This window comes from Segatella copri (assembly GCF_026015295.1).
Taxonomy (GTDB): domain Bacteria; phylum Bacteroidota; class Bacteroidia; order Bacteroidales; family Bacteroidaceae; genus Prevotella; species Prevotella copri_C.
In genome coordinates, this window is record NZ_JAPDUW010000001.1 from 2,825,157 (window position 1) to 2,841,414 (window position 16,258).

General features: G+C 45.4%; 15 protein-coding genes and 2 tRNA genes. 14 read left to right on the plus strand and 3 right to left on the minus strand.

Features of this window, described 5'->3' with window-relative positions; genetic code table 11:
* Positions 1 to 217: 217 nt before the first annotated feature.
* Positions 218 to 1,663: an AAA family ATPase gene (locus tag ONT18_RS11895; RefSeq protein ID WP_264905784.1), complete on the minus strand. Its 1,446-nt coding sequence runs from the start codon at positions 1,661 to 1,663 to the stop codon at positions 218 to 220.
* Between the two features lie 12 nt (positions 1,664 to 1,675).
* Here ONT18_RS11895 and ONT18_RS11900 point away from each other — a divergent pair, with 12 nt between their 5' ends.
* Both ONT18_RS11900 and ONT18_RS11905 read left to right on the plus strand, forming a co-directional pair.
* The gene (locus tag ONT18_RS11900; RefSeq protein WP_089543290.1) at positions 1,676 to 2,113 is read left to right on the plus strand and encodes a transposase; all 438 of its coding nucleotides are present in this window, start codon (positions 1,676 to 1,678) and stop codon (positions 2,111 to 2,113) included.
* A gap of 2 nt (positions 2,114 to 2,115) precedes the next feature.
* Positions 2,116 to 3,018 (plus strand): IS3 family transposase, encoded by a 903-nt coding sequence (locus ONT18_RS11905; protein ID WP_264905033.1) that lies wholly within the window; start codon positions 2,116 to 2,118, stop codon positions 3,016 to 3,018.
* Positions 3,019 to 3,496: 478 nt separating this feature from the next.
* Here the strand turns inward: ONT18_RS11905 and ONT18_RS11910 are convergent, their stop codons facing one another.
* Together ONT18_RS11910 and ribD are read right to left on the minus strand one after the other, a co-directional pair.
* Positions 3,497 to 3,655, minus strand: a complete 159-nt coding sequence (locus ONT18_RS11910; protein ID WP_022121547.1) for a hypothetical protein — start codon at positions 3,653 to 3,655, stop codon at positions 3,497 to 3,499.
* A 116-nt stretch (positions 3,656 to 3,771) separates the two neighbouring features.
* Positions 3,772 to 4,809, minus strand: a complete 1,038-nt coding sequence (gene ribD, locus ONT18_RS11915) for a bifunctional diaminohydroxyphosphoribosylaminopyrimidine deaminase/5-amino-6-(5-phosphoribosylamino)uracil reductase RibD (protein ID WP_264905785.1) — start codon at positions 4,807 to 4,809, stop codon at positions 3,772 to 3,774.
* Between the two features lie 88 nt (positions 4,810 to 4,897).
* Between ribD and prmC the strand changes: the two genes are divergently transcribed.
* From prmC to metG, 12 genes are all read left to right on the plus strand, one after another.
* Positions 4,898 to 5,776 carry a peptide chain release factor N(5)-glutamine methyltransferase gene (gene prmC, locus ONT18_RS11920; RefSeq protein ID WP_022121545.1) on the plus strand — a complete coding sequence of 293 codons (879 nt, stop codon included), beginning with the start codon at positions 4,898 to 4,900 and terminating at the stop codon, positions 5,774 to 5,776.
* A 40-nt stretch (positions 5,777 to 5,816) separates the two neighbouring features.
* Positions 5,817 to 6,344, plus strand: a complete 528-nt coding sequence (locus ONT18_RS11925) for a regulatory protein RecX (protein ID WP_264905788.1) — start codon at positions 5,817 to 5,819, stop codon at positions 6,342 to 6,344.
* Between the two features lie 138 nt (positions 6,345 to 6,482).
* Positions 6,483 to 7,124 (plus strand): ComF family protein, encoded by a 642-nt coding sequence (locus ONT18_RS11930; RefSeq protein ID WP_264905789.1) that lies wholly within the window; start codon positions 6,483 to 6,485, stop codon positions 7,122 to 7,124.
* A 111-nt stretch (positions 7,125 to 7,235) separates the two neighbouring features.
* Positions 7,236 to 7,868 carry an orotate phosphoribosyltransferase gene (gene pyrE / locus ONT18_RS11935; RefSeq protein ID WP_006848066.1) on the plus strand — a complete coding sequence of 211 codons (633 nt, stop codon included), beginning with the start codon at positions 7,236 to 7,238 and terminating at the stop codon, positions 7,866 to 7,868.
* A 19-nt stretch (positions 7,869 to 7,887) separates the two neighbouring features.
* On the plus strand, positions 7,888 to 8,349 hold the full coding sequence (locus ONT18_RS11940; RefSeq protein ID WP_117587246.1) for an SRPBCC family protein: 462 nt from the start codon (positions 7,888 to 7,890) through the stop codon (positions 8,347 to 8,349).
* 14 nt (positions 8,350 to 8,363) lie between these two features.
* Complete coding sequence (gene argH, locus ONT18_RS11945) at positions 8,364 to 9,701, plus strand: argininosuccinate lyase (protein ID WP_264905790.1); 1,338 nt, start codon at positions 8,364 to 8,366, stop codon at positions 9,699 to 9,701.
* Positions 9,702 to 9,719: 18 nt separating this feature from the next.
* The gene (locus ONT18_RS11950; RefSeq protein WP_264905792.1) at positions 9,720 to 10,346 is read left to right on the plus strand and encodes a hypothetical protein; all 627 of its coding nucleotides are present in this window, start codon (positions 9,720 to 9,722) and stop codon (positions 10,344 to 10,346) included.
* A 103-nt stretch (positions 10,347 to 10,449) separates the two neighbouring features.
* Positions 10,450 to 10,522, plus strand: a tRNA-Gly gene (locus ONT18_RS11955).
* 20 nt (positions 10,523 to 10,542) lie between these two features.
* Positions 10,543 to 10,628, plus strand: a tRNA-Leu gene (locus ONT18_RS11960).
* A 17-nt stretch (positions 10,629 to 10,645) separates the two neighbouring features.
* A complete protein-coding gene (locus ONT18_RS11965; protein WP_264905794.1) occupies positions 10,646 to 11,653 on the plus strand; it encodes a DUF4369 domain-containing protein in 1,008 nt (335 codons plus the stop codon).
* A 42-nt stretch (positions 11,654 to 11,695) separates the two neighbouring features.
* Entirely contained in the window at positions 11,696 to 13,246 is a 1,551-nt protein-coding gene (locus ONT18_RS11970; protein ID WP_006848071.1) for a YifB family Mg chelatase-like AAA ATPase, read from the plus strand.
* Positions 13,247 to 14,128: 882 nt separating this feature from the next.
* Positions 14,129 to 16,195 (plus strand): methionine--tRNA ligase, encoded by a 2,067-nt coding sequence (metG, locus tag ONT18_RS11975; protein WP_006848073.1) that lies wholly within the window; start codon positions 14,129 to 14,131, stop codon positions 16,193 to 16,195.
* Positions 16,196 to 16,258 lie beyond the last annotated feature (63 nt).

Here is a 16,258-nt window from a genome sequence, read left to right on the forward strand (position 1 = left end):
CGCTAGTCGGCTGTTTGCGTTTTGCCAGTTGACTGTTTGCGTTTTGCCAGTTGACTGTTTAAATTTTGCCAGTTGGCTATTTTCGGTTCTCCCATCGGCTGTTCCCGACAAACAGCTAACCTAATAATCGGGCATAATAAAACGAATATAGCTGCGCTAACTATCGTAAGTACTTTCATCGGCCCTCGAAGCTACTTGCACTAAAGAACTGTATCTGTCATTTAAACAAATCATCCATTGTAACGACACTTTGTACCCGACCGGCATATTCATTGAACTTAAGCCCATAAGTAGTAACCAATGTAAGATGCAAGGAACTCCTGCATTTCGTTTCTTCAGCAAACGTACTCAGTTTATGGCGCAGATTCTTATCATAAGCAGCATTGATGGAGAAATCATCCTCGCAGAATTTCATTTCACAAACATTGATGACGCGGTCGGCTCTGTCAATAATCATATCTATCTGCGCACCATCTTTCTCTTTTCTGCTTTTCCAGGGACTCACCTCTGTCTGCACTCCACTAATACCGAGCGCCTGCTTGATTTGTGGCAGATGATAATAGCAAAGCGATTCAAAGGTAAAACCTCGCCATGCTGTCAGCTCAGGTGTCAGCAGGTTGTCTTTCCAGAAATGCGGATTGGTCGTCTTTCTGCCATCAATAAATGACAAATAGAATTTGCTGTAGAAATCTGTCAGACGGAAATATACCTCACGCTTGGGATAATCATACTTAACATACGATGTTATGAAATCACTCACTTCGAGTGATTTTAATGTAGCAGAAAGCCCCCCGCCATTAGGTATTTTTGTAAGCGAAACAATTTCTTTTCGCGTATATCCCTGTCTTTTTTGAGCCAGAAGGCGCACGATAGTCATGCAATCCTCCGCATTAGTAAAGAGAGAAGAATAGAGACGGTCGAACTCTAAGCCGAGTTTGGCTGCAGGCTCGAAGAAAAGCCTGTCCATATTCTGAGCCAGACTTTTGCCTTTCTGAAGCATGGAAATATAATAAGGAATGCCACCTGTAGCCATATAACATTGTATCTGGTCGAACTTAGACATCACGATGTTGTTAGCCTGATAGTATTCTTCACATTCGCCTAATGTAAACGGGCGCAACTTGATTTCATCAGTTGTGCGATCAAACAAACCGCCTTTGTTGTTTAACAGCTTGTCTGAAATCCATGACGTGGCAGAGCCGCAGACGATAAGCATGATATTCTGCTTTCCTGCAGCCCATCCATTCCAAAAATGCTCTAATGCTGTAACAAATCCCGAGCGGGGAGTGTCAAGCCATGGCAATTCATCTATGAATATCACCTGACGTTTGTCTGCATCTTGCTCTTCCAAGAGATTGATGAGTGCATCAAAAGCTTCGAGCCAAGAGGATGGTACCTTCTTACTCTTGCTGCCATAGCGAACAAGACTGGAGTAAAAACTAGCCAACTGTTGCTCCATTATTTTTTGACCACTTAACTCGTAAGGAGATAAGCCCGTATGGTAAAAGCTCATTTTATCCTGAAACAATTCTCTTACGAGAAAGGTTTTACCGACCCTTCTTCTACCATATATTACTGCAAAAACAGGTTTATTTTCCTTGTAAAGATCCAGGAGTTCCTTACTCTCTGTACTTCCCTGAAAAAGGTTGTCACTTAGGAACAAACAGAAGTGACAATGAAACGTAAGACAAGAATTGAACGTGTGTATAATGAGGACACTGGTTGGTTTGAGACCCGTGAGGTAGAGTTGAATAGCTACTCTTTTACAGATGATGATCGTATCATGATAGTTCGAGAGTATATGGAGAGTGGGCTCCCAGCAGAAGAAATCATCAAGAAATACTATATAAGCAGTCGTACAGTGCTATTTTCTTGGATGGATAAGTTCTTAAATGAAAAAGATTTGTTATCTTTGCCGCCAGAAGACCAAAACCGTGACGATATGGCAAAGACAACAAATGAACAGTTGAAAGAGAAAGATGCAGAGATTAAGCGTCTCCGCAAGGCTTTGGAGTTAGAGAAGCTTCGCTCTAAGGCATTCTCCACCATGATTGACCTCGCAGAAGAAACCTTCAATATTCCTGTGAGAAAAAAATCTGGTACCAAACAGTAAGCTTGCTCCGCACAGAGTGCCAGAGCCAAGGTTTAGGCACTCTATGTGGGCTGTTTGGTTTCACCCGGCAAGCATATAATAAGCGCAATGTCTCTGACGGCTTTGCTGAAGATGTCATTGAGTCTATCATCATTGAAAAGGCACGTGAGTATCGTAAGTCAAATCCTGGCTTAGGAGCTGTAAAGTTGCATGCCATATTGAAACAGATGTTTGAGGATACAGGCTGTTTCCCTGGTCGTGACGCATTTATTGAGATGCTGCGTAAGCATGGGCTCATGGTGCGTATAAAGCGCCGTAGGCGCTATAAGACAACAGATTCCGACCATAATTACCGCAAATATCCAAACTTGATTAAGGGAGTAGTTCCTACCCGTCCGAACCAGATTTGGGCAAGTGACATCACCTATGTTGAAACCAATGAAGGTGTGTGCTACCTCTCGCTTATAACAGACCTGTATTCCCATAAAATCGTTGGATGGGCTGTTGGTCCAACATTAGAAACTGTATATCCATTAGAAGCGCTTAAAATGGCATATAAAAGCATTGATGAAGAAACTGCAAAAGGACTCATCCATCACTCTGACAGAGGAAGCCAGTATTGCAGTCAGAATTATGTGTCTATCCTAAAAAGTCATGGCTCACAAATAAGTATGACTCAAACAGGAGATCCTTTGGAGAATGCCATAGCAGAACGTGCAAACGGCATTTTAAAAACGGAATGGCTTTATAGGATGACAATTCCTACTCGTAAAGTATGTAAGAAGGAACTGACCAGGATTATTGCGTTTTATAACGACGAAAGACCGCATATGAGTATCGGTAATCAAACACCATCTGTTGCACATACTCAAGCGGGGCCACAGCAGAAAATGTGGAAAAATCCTTGGGAAAATTCTTCTAATTAGTTGAAAATGTGTATCTTTGCATTTGAAAGAATATCATCACCGTAACCTTTCTAGGGATAGCTCCTTAAAAAGAGTAACCTAGTTAGGTATAATGGGGATTCGCTGACAACCCATATAGTGATAAAATTAAAAATGCGTAACTCATTTAGTGATAAGAAAAATAGATAGTAACATATTTAGTTTAACCATCCTAAAGGTGACAACTTTTTCACGTATAAGACACTCCTGCTTTCTTCCGATAATTTTCTGTGCCATAATCTTTGCGTTTATTTTGCTGCAAATATACAAAAAATATCGTTTCGAGCAAAATAAACGCACGCTATTTTGCTCGAAATGGGGTAAAAATATCGTTTCGAGCAAAATAAAGAGTGGCTATTCTGCGCAAAATACATCAAAAGACCCGTTTCGAGCAAAATAGCGATACATAAGAAGGGATGGAAAAGGCATCCTAAACGCAAGGACTATAATGGGGGATTTTCTAATAATCCTCCATATAACCCTTGGTAAACATATCGTAGGACAGGGCTTCCAGTTCTGAGAGCGTCATCTGCTCTACCGAATGCTCTATCTTACGTATCAGTTCGTCTCGCTTGAAATCGTCGTCATCGCTCAGGCGCGATGTAAATCTGTTACTCATTTTCTTGAATGTTAAGTGTTGAATGTTGAATGTTGAATTGGGCATACGCCACTAAATCTGTGGCATCTGTGAATTGAAAATCGCTGGCCGAAGGGAAAAGCAAATCTATGAGAAGATTACATCCGCTCATAGGTATTGATAACATTTCCATCATACGCCTCGTGGCTGATTAACCGGACGTTATGAGGAAGCATAGGCGCTGGCGTTCCAGAAGTTACGGAGTTTTCCACCGATGTGGATAACAACGTTTCTACCCTGATTTCATCCCAAAGTCCAGCATCGAGGAATGCCTGATGGGTGATGGCGCCTCCCTCTACTATCAGCGACTGCACCTTATTATTATATAAGTGCTGCATGATTTGCTGCAACACTTCCGTCTTGCCCCGTGAGAAATCCAGACCTTCGAAACAAGGATGATGGCGGTCGATGACCAGGCGCATCGGGTCCTTGCCACTCCAATCTCTAACGTTGAGCAGACTGTGGTCGCGCTCATCGGTTACGCGGCCTATGAGGATGGCATCGTTCTCAGCACGCAGCTTGTGGGAGAGCATCTTGGTGAAAGGCGAGGAAATAGCCATACCCCTACCCCCGTTGTCAAGAAAGCCATTCGCGGTCTGCGCCCATTTCAGGATGATGTAAGGACGCTGATGGGTGTTGAAGGTGATGAAGCGCTTGTTGAGTTCGAGACATTCCGCCTCCAGAACGCCTACTGTTACTTCGATGCCTGCCTCGCGAATCTTGCGGATACCGCGGCCCTGAACCTTGGCAAAGGGATCTACGCAGCCACAGACGCATCGCTTTACTCCTTTTCTTACTATCAAATCGGCGCAAGGCGGCGTCTTGCCGTAATGAGAGCAGGGTTCGAGACTCACATAGATGGTAGCTTGGCTTAACAGATGCTCATCCTCGGGCTTAACAGATGCAAAGGCGTTGACTTCAGCATGCCCTTCTCCGCATCTTACATGATAGCCTTCGCCGATGATTCTGCCATCCCCACTCACGATAACGGCTCCCACCATCGGATTGGGTTTGGCATTCTCTCTTCCGTTTTTCGCCAACTGCAGACAGCGGCGCATAAACATTTCGTCTATTTCCTTTTGCGACAACGGTTCGCCCGTCTTCACATTCTGAAAAGAAACATTATTTTGTTCCATATCTAAAACTTTTCTTCGTTTTTTACTTACTTTTCGATAAAATGTCGTACCTTTGCTCTCAAATCAAATCATAATATACGATTTAGAGATGAAAACGTATCAACAACTTTGGCAATCCATTACCCCTCTATATGAGGCGGGCGAAGCACAGGCTATCGTCCGCACCGTGCTCGATGTGAAGTACGGAATGACGCTGACCGACATAATCTGCGGCAAAGTTAATGAATTATCTGCAGATGAAGAAAGAAAACTGGAAGAAATTATCAGAAGATTGCAAAAAGGCGAACCTGTACAGTATGTTCTGGGAGAAGCTGACTTTGCAGGAAGAACCTTCCATGTAGAGCCGGGCGTGCTGATTCCGAGACCCGAAACGGCGGAACTCTGCGAGTGGATAGAAAAAGATGCAACTGAAAACAAAGGGATTACGGAAGGAGAGAAGGAAGAAAACACCATCCGCATCCTGGACATCTGTACGGGTTCGGGCTGCATCGCCATTACGCTGGGACTGGACATCGGCGGCTCGGAGGTTACGGGTTGGGATATTTCGGAAGATGCCTTGAAGATAGCACAGGGAAATGTTGCGCTACTGGATGCCGGTAACGTAAAAATAGAATATCAGGATGCCCTGAAGTTGGCGGAAACATCGGATGCCGGAAGATGGAACATCATCGTGAGCAATCCCCCATATATCTGCGAAAAGGAGAAAGCGGATATGGAGAAGAATGTGTTGGAACACGAACCCGGAATCGCCCTCTTCGTGCCCGATGAAGAGCCTCTGAAGTTCTACAGAGCCATCGCCGAATATGCCTCTTCTGCCCTCAAATCCGGAGGTGCATTATACTTCGAAATCAATCCTATCTACGAAAAAGAAACAAGGGAAATGCTGGAAGGATTGGGGTTTAAAGCTATTGATACAAAGGAAGATGCCTTCGGAAAGCAGAGAATGATGCGAGCCGGCAAATCATAAAGTTCAATGTTCAAATCTCAAAGTTCAAAGTAAAATCATCATGTTCAAATCTCAAAGTTCAAAGTATAAAAAGCCGATGACCGAGCAGCAGGCGCTCCTGAAGCTCACCACCCTCTGCACCCAAGCCGAACATTGCTCGCAAGAGATGATCGACAAGATGAAGAAGTGGGAACTGCCCGAAGATGCCATCACCAGAAACATGGAATTCCTGACCGAGAAGAAATTCATCGACGACGAACGTTTCGCACGCTTCTTTATCAACGACAAGATAAAATACAACAAGTGGGGACGCCGGAAGGTGGAACAGGCGCTGTGGATGAAACATATTCCGAAGGACATCTCCGACCCTATCTTCGAAGAGATAGAAGACGACCTGTATATGGAAACCCTCCTGCCCCTGATGAAAAACAAATATAAAACCATCAAGGCAAAGAACGACTATGAACGCTCGATGAAACTCATCCGCTTTGCCCTGGGAAGAGGATACAGCATGGAGGTTATCCACAAATGCATCGACCGGATGAAGGAAGAAGATCTGGGAGACATCGATTTCGAAGAGGAATTCTAAAGCAAAGCATCAAGTTCAATATCCAAACTCAAAATTAAGAGTAAAGCCATGCGTACCAGCCTGTTAAGAGACATATTAGATTTATTCTTCCCCCGAACCTGCGCCATCTGCGGAAATGTGCTCGCTGGCGGGGAGGAGATGATATGCATAAAATGTCTGTTCCGCATGCCGGGAACCGATACTTGGGAACAGCCCTACGACAACGAGATGGCAAAACTCTTCTGGCATCTGATTCCCATCGAACGCTGCTGCGCTCTCTTCCATCACATCAGCCATGCCACATCGGCTAAAGCCGTCTACCAGCTGAAATACATGCATCATCCTGAAATGGGAATCTATCTGGGCAGAATGCTGGCAAAGAAGGGGTTAGGCATTCAGTTTTTCGACGGAATAGACGTCATCATCCCCATCCCGCTCACCCGAAAACGAGAAAAAGAACGCGGCTATAACCAGAGCCTTCTCATCGCCAAAGGCATCCAGCAACTCACCCATCTGACCATCATCAAGGATGCCGTAAGAAGGAAAAAGTTTAGCGAAAGCCAAACCCACAAGAACCGGCAGGAAAGACTGGAAAACGTGAGCCAGGTTTTTGAAGCCGCAGCAACCTATCATGACGGGCAGGGCGAGCACCCCATCACGCAGCTCGAAGGCAAACATATCCTCATCATCGACGACGTATGCACCACCGGAGCCACCATCATCTCCTGTGCGGGAACCCTGATAAAAGCAGCCGGAAAGATGAAGATAAGCGTGCTGACTGTAGGTTTCGCACACGACTAAAGGCCCTTTTTGCCGAGAGTTAAAACATTTTAACCCTAAATATAGCCGCCGTGTGCAAAAATCATTGTACCTTTGCAAAATAATTAATAATAATTTAATCCTTTAAAGATTATGGACAAACTGAAGAAAGAATTCGCATCTAAGTTATTGAAAGTAAAGGCTATCAAGTTGCAGCCTAATGATCCATTCACATGGGCTTCTGGCTGGAAGTCACCATTCTATTGCGATAACCGCAAGACTCTCTCATTCCCAGAACTCCGCAATTATGTAAAGCTTGAGCTCGTTCACGCTATCCTGGAGCAGTTCCCAGAGGCTGATGCTGTAGCCGGAGTAGCTACTGGTGCCATCGCGCAGGGTGCTTTGGTTGCTGACGAACTGAACATGCCTTTCGTATACGTTCGTTCTAAACCAAAGGATCACGGTATGCAGAACCTCATCGAAGGTCAGCTCGACCCTAAGGCTAAGGTTGTGGTAGTAGAAGACTTGATTTCTACCGGCGGCAGCTCTCTCAAGGCAGTAGAAGCTCTCCGCAAGAACGGCAACGAGATTGTGGGCATGGTAGCTAGCTATACCTATGGTTTCCCTATCGCCGAGAAGGCTTTTGCTGATGCTAACGTAAAGCTGGTTACTTTGACCGACTATGAGCACGTAGTGGCAGAGGCTCTGGAGACTGGCTATATCAAGCAGGAAGACGTAGAGCTGCTCCACGAGTGGCGCAAGGACCCAGCTAACTGGAAGAAGTAATCAAGCTGACCCATCAATAATGAGTACAAGTACATTCGAAAGTAATATCAAACAGATTCCTCACAAGCAGGAATCTGTTTACCGTACATTGAGCGATCTGAATAACCTGCAGATGCTCAAAGACCGCTTCGAGCAGGTGAAAGACCAGATTCCTGAGGACAAGAGAAAGGAAATGGAAAAGCTGAAGGACCTCAAGTTTGATAGCGACAGCATCTCTATCACAGCACCAATGGTGGGTGAAATCAAGATGCGCATCATCGACCGCGAGGAGCCTAAGACCATCAAGTTTGAAACAGAAAACAGCCCTGTTCCTTTCAACTTCTGGATTCAGCTGCTCCCTACAGGCGAGTTCTCATGCAAAATGAAACTCACCATCAAGGCAGAACTTAACATGTTTATCAAGGGTATGGTGAAGAAGCCATTGCAGGAAGGCATCGAAAAAATTGCTGATGCGCTTGCGATGATTCCTTACCAGGATTAATAAATAAAGAAATTATGGCACATAAACTTTGGGAAAAGAACTTCGAAGTAAACAAGGAAATTGAAAGATTCACCGTAGGAAGAGACCGCGAACTCGACCTCTATCTCGCCAAGTATGACGTGCTGGGCAGTATGGCACACATCACCATGCTCGAAAGCATCGGACTCCTGGAGAAAGATGAACTCACCCAGCTCCTTGCCGAACTGAAAAACATCTACGCCATCGCCGACAAGGGCGAATTCGTAATAGAAGACGGCGTGGAAGACGTTCATTCCCAGGTAGAACTGATGCTCACCCAGAAACTGGGCGACATGGGTAAGAAGATTCATTCGGGTAGATCACGCAACGACCAGGTTCTCGTAGACCTCAAACTCTTCACCCGTCATGAGTTGAAGGAGATTGTGGACGCCGTGAAGATTCTCTTCGACGAGCTGATTCAGAAGAGCAACCAGTATAAGGACGTACTGATGCCGGGCTACACCCATCTGCAGGTGGCTATGCCTTCATCATTCGGTCTCTGGTTTGGCGCTTATGCTGAAGGACTTGCCGATGACATGCTCTTCCTTCAGGCTGCTTACCGCATGACCAACCGCAACCCATTGGGTAGCGCTGCCGGCTATGGAAGTTCATTCCCATTGAACCGCACCATGACCACCGAACTTCTCGGTTTCGACAGCATGGACTATAATGTGGTTTATGCACAAATGGGCAGAGGAAAGATGGAGCGCAACGTGGCTTTCGCCATGGCTACCGTGGCAGGAACTTTGGCAAAGATGGCTTTCGACGCCTGTATGTTCAACTGTCAGAACTTCGGTTTCGTGAAATTGCCTAAGGAGTGCACCACCGGTTCGAGCATCATGCCACACAAGAAGAATCCAGACGTATTCGAGTTGATTCGCGCCAAGAGCAACAAGCTCCAGAGCCTTCCACAGCAGGTAATGCTCATCATGAACAACCTGCCAGTAGGCTATTTCCGCGATCTCCAGATTATCAAGGAAGTGTTCCTCCCTGCCTTCGGCGAGTTGAAGGACTGTCTGCAGATGGCTGCCTACATCATCAACAAGATGGAGGTGAACGAGCATATTCTTGACGATCCTCGCTACGACCCTATGTTCTCAGTAGAAGAAGTGAACCAGCTTGCAGCCAACGGAATGCCATTCCGCGATGCTTACAAGAAGGTAGGACTGGAAATCGAGGCTGGCGAATTCAAGCCAAACAAGGATATTCATCATACTCACGAAGGCAGCATCGGCAATCTCTGCAACGATAAGATTCAGGCGCTGATGGAGCAGACCCTCTCTGAGTTCCACTTCGAGCGCATGGAGAATGCTGAGAAGAATCTTCTGAAATAAAGACAGAAAGGTTTCTGCATGAAGAATAGCATATATAATAAGGTATATATATATAATAAGGTGAAGAGCATGGCTGGAATAGCTATGCTCTTACTTTGTTCATGCGATGCAGAAAACAGCATCAGCACCAAATATCCCTGCCAGTTCTATTTCAAGTCGCAATACCATCCGGGCACAAGTCTGGAAACAGCCCTCAACGGAACGGGCATCTACACGATGGTTAGCGCCAAAAAGGTGAATGGAGCCTGGAATATCTATTCTACATTAAACGATGGGAAAAACAAGACGGAAACTATCGTTCTCTCTACACAGAAGGAGAATTATGCCAACTATACTTATCTGGGAGCGGGCAACGACCCTAAAGATGCCAAAAAGAACGGCTTCATCATGGGATTATCCAACTTCAGCGGACCTGTAGCCTGGGACCGCCAATGCCCCAACTGTCTGGAACAATATGGCGGCACCAACTATCCGCTGGAATGGACCGGCAACCGCCAATCGGTAATTTGCGACAAATGTAAACGCATCTACAGCCTGGAAAACGGAACCATCACAAGCGGCGGAAAGAGCAAAAACGACAAGGCGCTGATGAAATATCAAGTAACCTACAACGGCAAAGGAACCGATATATACGTGGGAAACTAAGCAGAAACGGAGGGCAAACGAAAAAAATGGCGCTTTCTTGTCTTAAAAAATGTAAATCGTTTGGAGATTTAAAGAAATAGCATTACCTTTGCACCCACATAACGCGGAAATAGCTCAGTTGGTAGAGCACAACCTTGCCAAGGTTGGGGTCGCGGGTCCGAGTCCCGTTTTCCGCTCAACTCTTAACGTTTACCATGCCGCAATGGTGGAATTGGTAGACACGAGGGACTTAAAATCCCTTGGCCAGTAATGGCTGTGCGGGTTCGAGTCCCGCTCGCGGCACCTTAAAGTTTTTCCTTATGAAAAAATTTGCTTACATCCTCATTTTATTCATTACGCTGGTCTTAACATCATGTGGTGTTAGCAGTGGGCATTTCAAGTTTGAAGGCAAATTTCTCAACATGAATCAAGGCGAGTTTTATGTATACAGTCCTGACGGGGGCTTCGAAGGCGTTGACACCATCAAGGTAGAAGGCGGCCGTTTCACTTTCGAAACCGAATGTAAGGAAGATTTTACCATTATGCTTGTTTTCCCTAATTTCTCTGAGCAGCCTATCTTCGCAAAATCGGGCAAATCAGTAGAAATCAAGGCAGATGCTTCGCACCTTAAGGAAATGGAGGTAAGCGGAACCGAGGATAACGAACTGATGACAAAATTCCGCAAGAACATCCTGAAAGATACGCCACCTGAGGCTAAAAAGCATGCTGAAGACTTCGTCAGAGAACATCCGAATTCTGTGTGCAGCATCTATCTGATCAGAAAATACTTCATCACTTCTACACAACCTGATTACCGCAAGGCGCTCTCACTCATCAATATCGTAGAGAAGGAACAGCCTAAAAACGGACAGTTGGCTAAGATGAAGCAGTTGGCAGAAACCATGAAGAATGTAGGCACCGGTGCAACCCTGCCTTCATTTACAGCATACGATATCAACGGAAAACTCGTTTCTAGTACAGAAATGAGCAGCGCTCCGGTTGCCGTAATCTACACCTGGGCTACCTATAACTATGACAGCCAGGACATGCAACGCGAACTGAAGAGCCGGCAGAAGGAATCGAACGGCAAGCTTAAGCTGATGGCTTTCTGTCTGGATGCCAGCAAGAGCGAATGCAAGAACAACATCAAGCGCGACTCTATCGCATGCCCTATCATCTGCAACGGCGAAATGCTGGAAGACAAGACCTTGAAGAAGTTGGGATTGGGAAACCTTCCTGACAACATCATACTTCAAAATGGTAAAATCATCGCCCGAGGCATGAAAAAGCAAGAGCTTTACAATAAGCTCGACCAACTGCTAAAATAAATACTTTCGAGCTAGTCAAGAACCCATAAAAAGCACGCCTATATGTTAGTAAAGACATATTGTGCAGCAGTTAACGGACTAGAAGTAACTACTGTAACCGTAGAAGTAAGCCTCAACAGAGGCGTCATGTACCACCTCACAGGCTTAGGCGACGAGGCGGTCAAAGAGAGCCGTAACCGAATTTCAGCAGCTCTCCAGTATAGCGGCTTCAAATTTCCGATAGCCGACATCACCATCAATCTGGCTCCAGCTGACCTCCGGAAAGAGGGCAGCAGTTTCGACTTGCCGCTTGCAATCGGACTTCTAGGCGCCAACAACAACATTCCCGAAGATCATCTGAAAGAGTACATGATGGTAGGCGAGCTGAGCCTTGACGGTACGCTCCAACCTATCAAAGGTGCCCTGCCGATAGCTATCAGAGCCAGAGCAGAGCACTTTAAGGGACTGATTGTGCCGGAACAGAACGCTCGGGAAGCGGCTGTCGTAAACAATCTTGAGGTTTACGGCATGAAAACGCTTTTCGAAGTCATACAATTCATGAGTGACAGAAGCAATCCTTCTCCTACAATCGTTGACACCCGCAAGGAATTTTACGAAAACCAGACACATTGTGAATACGATTATGCCGATGTTCGCGGTCAGGAGAACGTGAAAAGAGCGCTCGAAGTGGCTGCGGCTGGCGGACACAACCTGATTATGGTAGGTCCTCCAGGTTCCGGAAAGTCGATGATGGCAAAACGTTTGCCGTCCATTCTTCCTCCCCTCACGCTATCTGAGAGTCTGGAAACAACACAGATTCACTCCATTGCAGGCAAACTGGGCAAGAATGTATCACTCATTTCCCAACGCCCGTTCCGGTCTCCTCACCATACCATCTCTCAAGTGGCTCTGGTAGGCGGTGGAACTTCACCACAACCGGGAGAAATATCGCTCGCCCATAATGGCGTTCTGTTCTGCGATGAACTTCCGGAGTTCAATAAAACCACTCTGGAAGTACTCCGCCAGCCATTGGAAGACCGCCACATCAACATCAGCAGAGCGAAATATTCTACAGATTACCCATGTTCATTCATGTTTGTGGCAAGTATGAACCCTTGTCCATGCGGATATTATGGTGATCCGACACATCGTTGTGTCTGCACGCCAGGCCAGATTCAAAGATACATGAACAAGATTTCGGGTCCGTTACTCGACCGCATCGACATCCAATGTGAGATTAGTCCTGTTCCTTTTCAGGATATTTCGAAGGCAGCACCAGGTGAGCCAAGTGCCAAGATCAGAGAAAGAGTCATCAAGGCAAGAGAAGTTCAAGCCGAAAGATTCAAAGATTATAAAGGCATCCATTGCAATGCCCAGATGACCGAAAGAATGATTCATCAGTTTGCCGAACCCGACGAACAAGGCATAGAACTGCTCCGAATGGCTATGGAGAAGCTTTCGTTGTCAGCAAGAGCTTACAACAGAATCCTGAAAGTGGCACGAACCATTGCAGATTTGGCAGGAAGTGAACAGATTAAGCCTGACCATATAGCAGAAGCCGTGGGATACAGAACCCTCGACAGAGGCGATTGGGCAGAAAGAGGACATTTATAATCATAAAGAAGATATATGTAAAAGGATAAAAATCCGTTTTTTCCTATCATTCGCTCTAAAAAGTTGGATTTATAAAGGAAAAAAGGGAGAAAAATAGAAGAATAGCCATTTTAAAATAGTTACAAGCCTGTTTTAGAATGGCTATTTTCTTTTGTCATTACGAAAATATTACCCCATAAAGACAAAAATACCACAAAAAACAGACAAAAACGAATAGCAAAATCGTCCAAGACGGGGTAATTTCTATTCTCTAAGGAGTAATAATTGATTTTAATTAGCTTTTAAATTTACGAAAATCACTAATTCTAATAAAAATTACCCCATATAGGATAAAAAAATGCATTACCTTTGCAAACGTAAAAAGAACGCTAGCACAACGCTAGTTTAATTATTAACAACAAAACTATTAAGATTATGGATTGCATTTTTAAAATTACAAACGCAGTAAAGAAGATTGGTTTCGTAATTCTTCTTGCAGAGTTGGCCGTTATCGCCTATATGAACGTAATGTAAGAAATCTCTCTATAGATATAAATATATAAGGAGGAAGTTTTCTACATACTAAGGTAATTAGATTGTAAAAGGTCAACAACATAAGTTGTCAGAACGAATAAGCTCTTAGAAAAAGTAAATGATAATAATTAGGTACAATCCTATCAGGGAGGAGTCTGATGGAAATGTACAAGATGGGAGGCTCTTGCAGAGATGCGAAGGGCCTTTTTTCGTATCCTGCCCTACGCTATCCTTACTATAAAAACACTAAAGAACCCAGCTTTTTACACCTTATTATATATATAAGTAAGAAAAAGCGTCGATAATTCTTTCTTATCTCCAACATTTTTTGTAATTTTGCAGCCAAATAACAAAAATATATTAGCTAATATGGAACAAAAGAACTTTAAACGTACTACCGTGACTGCGGCTTTGCCTTATGCCAACGGTGGTGTGCACATCGGTCACCTGGCAGGTGTATACGTGCCAGCCGATATCTATGTTCGCTATCTCCGCCTCAAGAAGCAAGATGTTGTCTTCATCGGCGGTAGCGATGAGCATGGTGTACCTGTTACTATCCGTGCCAAGAAAGAGGGAATTACCGTACAGGAGGTGGTTGACCGCTATCATAACCTCATCAAGAAGAGTTTCGAGGACTTCGGTATCTCTTTTGATATTTACAGCCGTACCACTTCGCCAACTCACAATAAGTTTGCTTCAGACTTCTTCCGCACACTCTATGACAAGGGCGTATTGGAAGAAAAGGTAGAGGAGCAGTTCTGCGACGAGGTAACAGGCGAATTTCTTACCGACCGTAATATCGTAGGTACTTGCCCTCGCTGTGGTGCAGAGGGTGCTTATGGCGACCAATGCGAGAAATGTGGTGCTACCCTATCTCCTGAGGAGCTCATCAACCCTACCAACAAGAACAACCCTGGTCATGGTCTCGTAAAGAAGCCTACCAAGAACTGGTATCTTCCATTGAACAAGTATCAGGATTGGTTGAAGAAGTGGATTCTGGAAGGTCACAAAGAGTGGCGTACCAATGTTTACGGTCAATGCAAGAGTTGGTTGGATATGGATCTTCAGCCACGTGCGATGACACGCGACTTGGATTGGGGTATTCCTGTTCCAGTAGAGGGTGCAGATGGAAAGGTACTCTACGTTTGGTTCGATGCACCTATCGGTTACATCTCAAATACCAAAGAACTCTGCGATGCTCATCCAGAAAAGTGGGGAACATGGCAGAAGTGGTGGCAGGATCCTGAAACTCGTCTCGTTCACTTCATCGGTAAGGACAATATCGTGTTCCACTGCATCATCTTCCCTACTATGCTGAAGGCTCACGGCGACTATATCTTGCCAGACAACGTACCAGCCAACGAGTTCCTGAACCTGGAGGATGATAAGATTTCAACATCCCGCAACTGGGCTGTATGGTTGCACGAGTATCTCGTAGATTTGCCAGGCAAGCAGGATGTATTGCGCTATGTATTGACAGCCAATGCGCCTGAGACCAAGGACAACAACTTTACCTGGAAGGATTTCCAGGAGCGCAACAACTCTGAGTTGGTTGCCGTTTACGGTAACTTCGTAAACCGTGCCCTCCAGCTCACCAAGAAGTATTGGGGCGGCGTAGTTCCTGCCTGTGGTGAATTGCAGGAGGTAGATGAGAAGGCTATCGCTGAGTTCAAGGACGTAAAGGAGAAGGTAGAGCAATATCTCAACGTATTCAAGTTCCGCGAGGCTCAGAAAGAGGCTATGAACCTGGCTCGTATCGGTAACCGATACATCACAGAGTGTGAGCCTTGGAAGGTTTGGAAGACCGATCCTAAGCGTGTGGAGACCATCCTGAACATCTCCCTGCAGTTGGTTGCCAACCTCGCCATCGCCTTCGAGCCATTCTTGCCATTCTCTTCTGAGAAACTCCGCAAGATGATCAATATGCCTAACTTCGAGTGGACTCAGCTCGGCAGCACAGATTTGCTCAAGGCTGGTACCCAGCTCGGTGAGCCTGAATTGCTCTTCGAGAAGATTGAGGATGAGGTTATCGAAAGACAGCTCCAGAAGCTCGCTGACACCAAGAAGGCTAACGAGGAGGCTTCTTATCAGGCTGCTCCTATCAAGCCAGAGGTTAGCTTCGATGATTTCGAGAAACTCGATATCCGCGTAGGTCACATTCTGAACTGCGAGAAGGTAAAGAAGTCTAAGAAACTCCTGAAGTTCACCATCGACGATGGTTCTGGCGTAGAGCGCACCATCTGCTCAGGTATCGCAGCCTACTATGAGCCAGAGCAGCTGATCGGCAAGGACGTATTGTTCGTAGCCAACTTTGCTCCTCGCAAGATGATGGGCATCGAGAGTCAGGGTATGATTCTGAGTGCTGTCAACTTCGACGGCTCATTGAACGTAACTTCTCTCCTTGGCAAGGTTAAGCCAGGAAGCCAGGTTGGATAAAGAATCATAGAATCATCTGATTATCAGATAAGGTAAAAGCCTCAAATCTTTTGCGGATTTGAG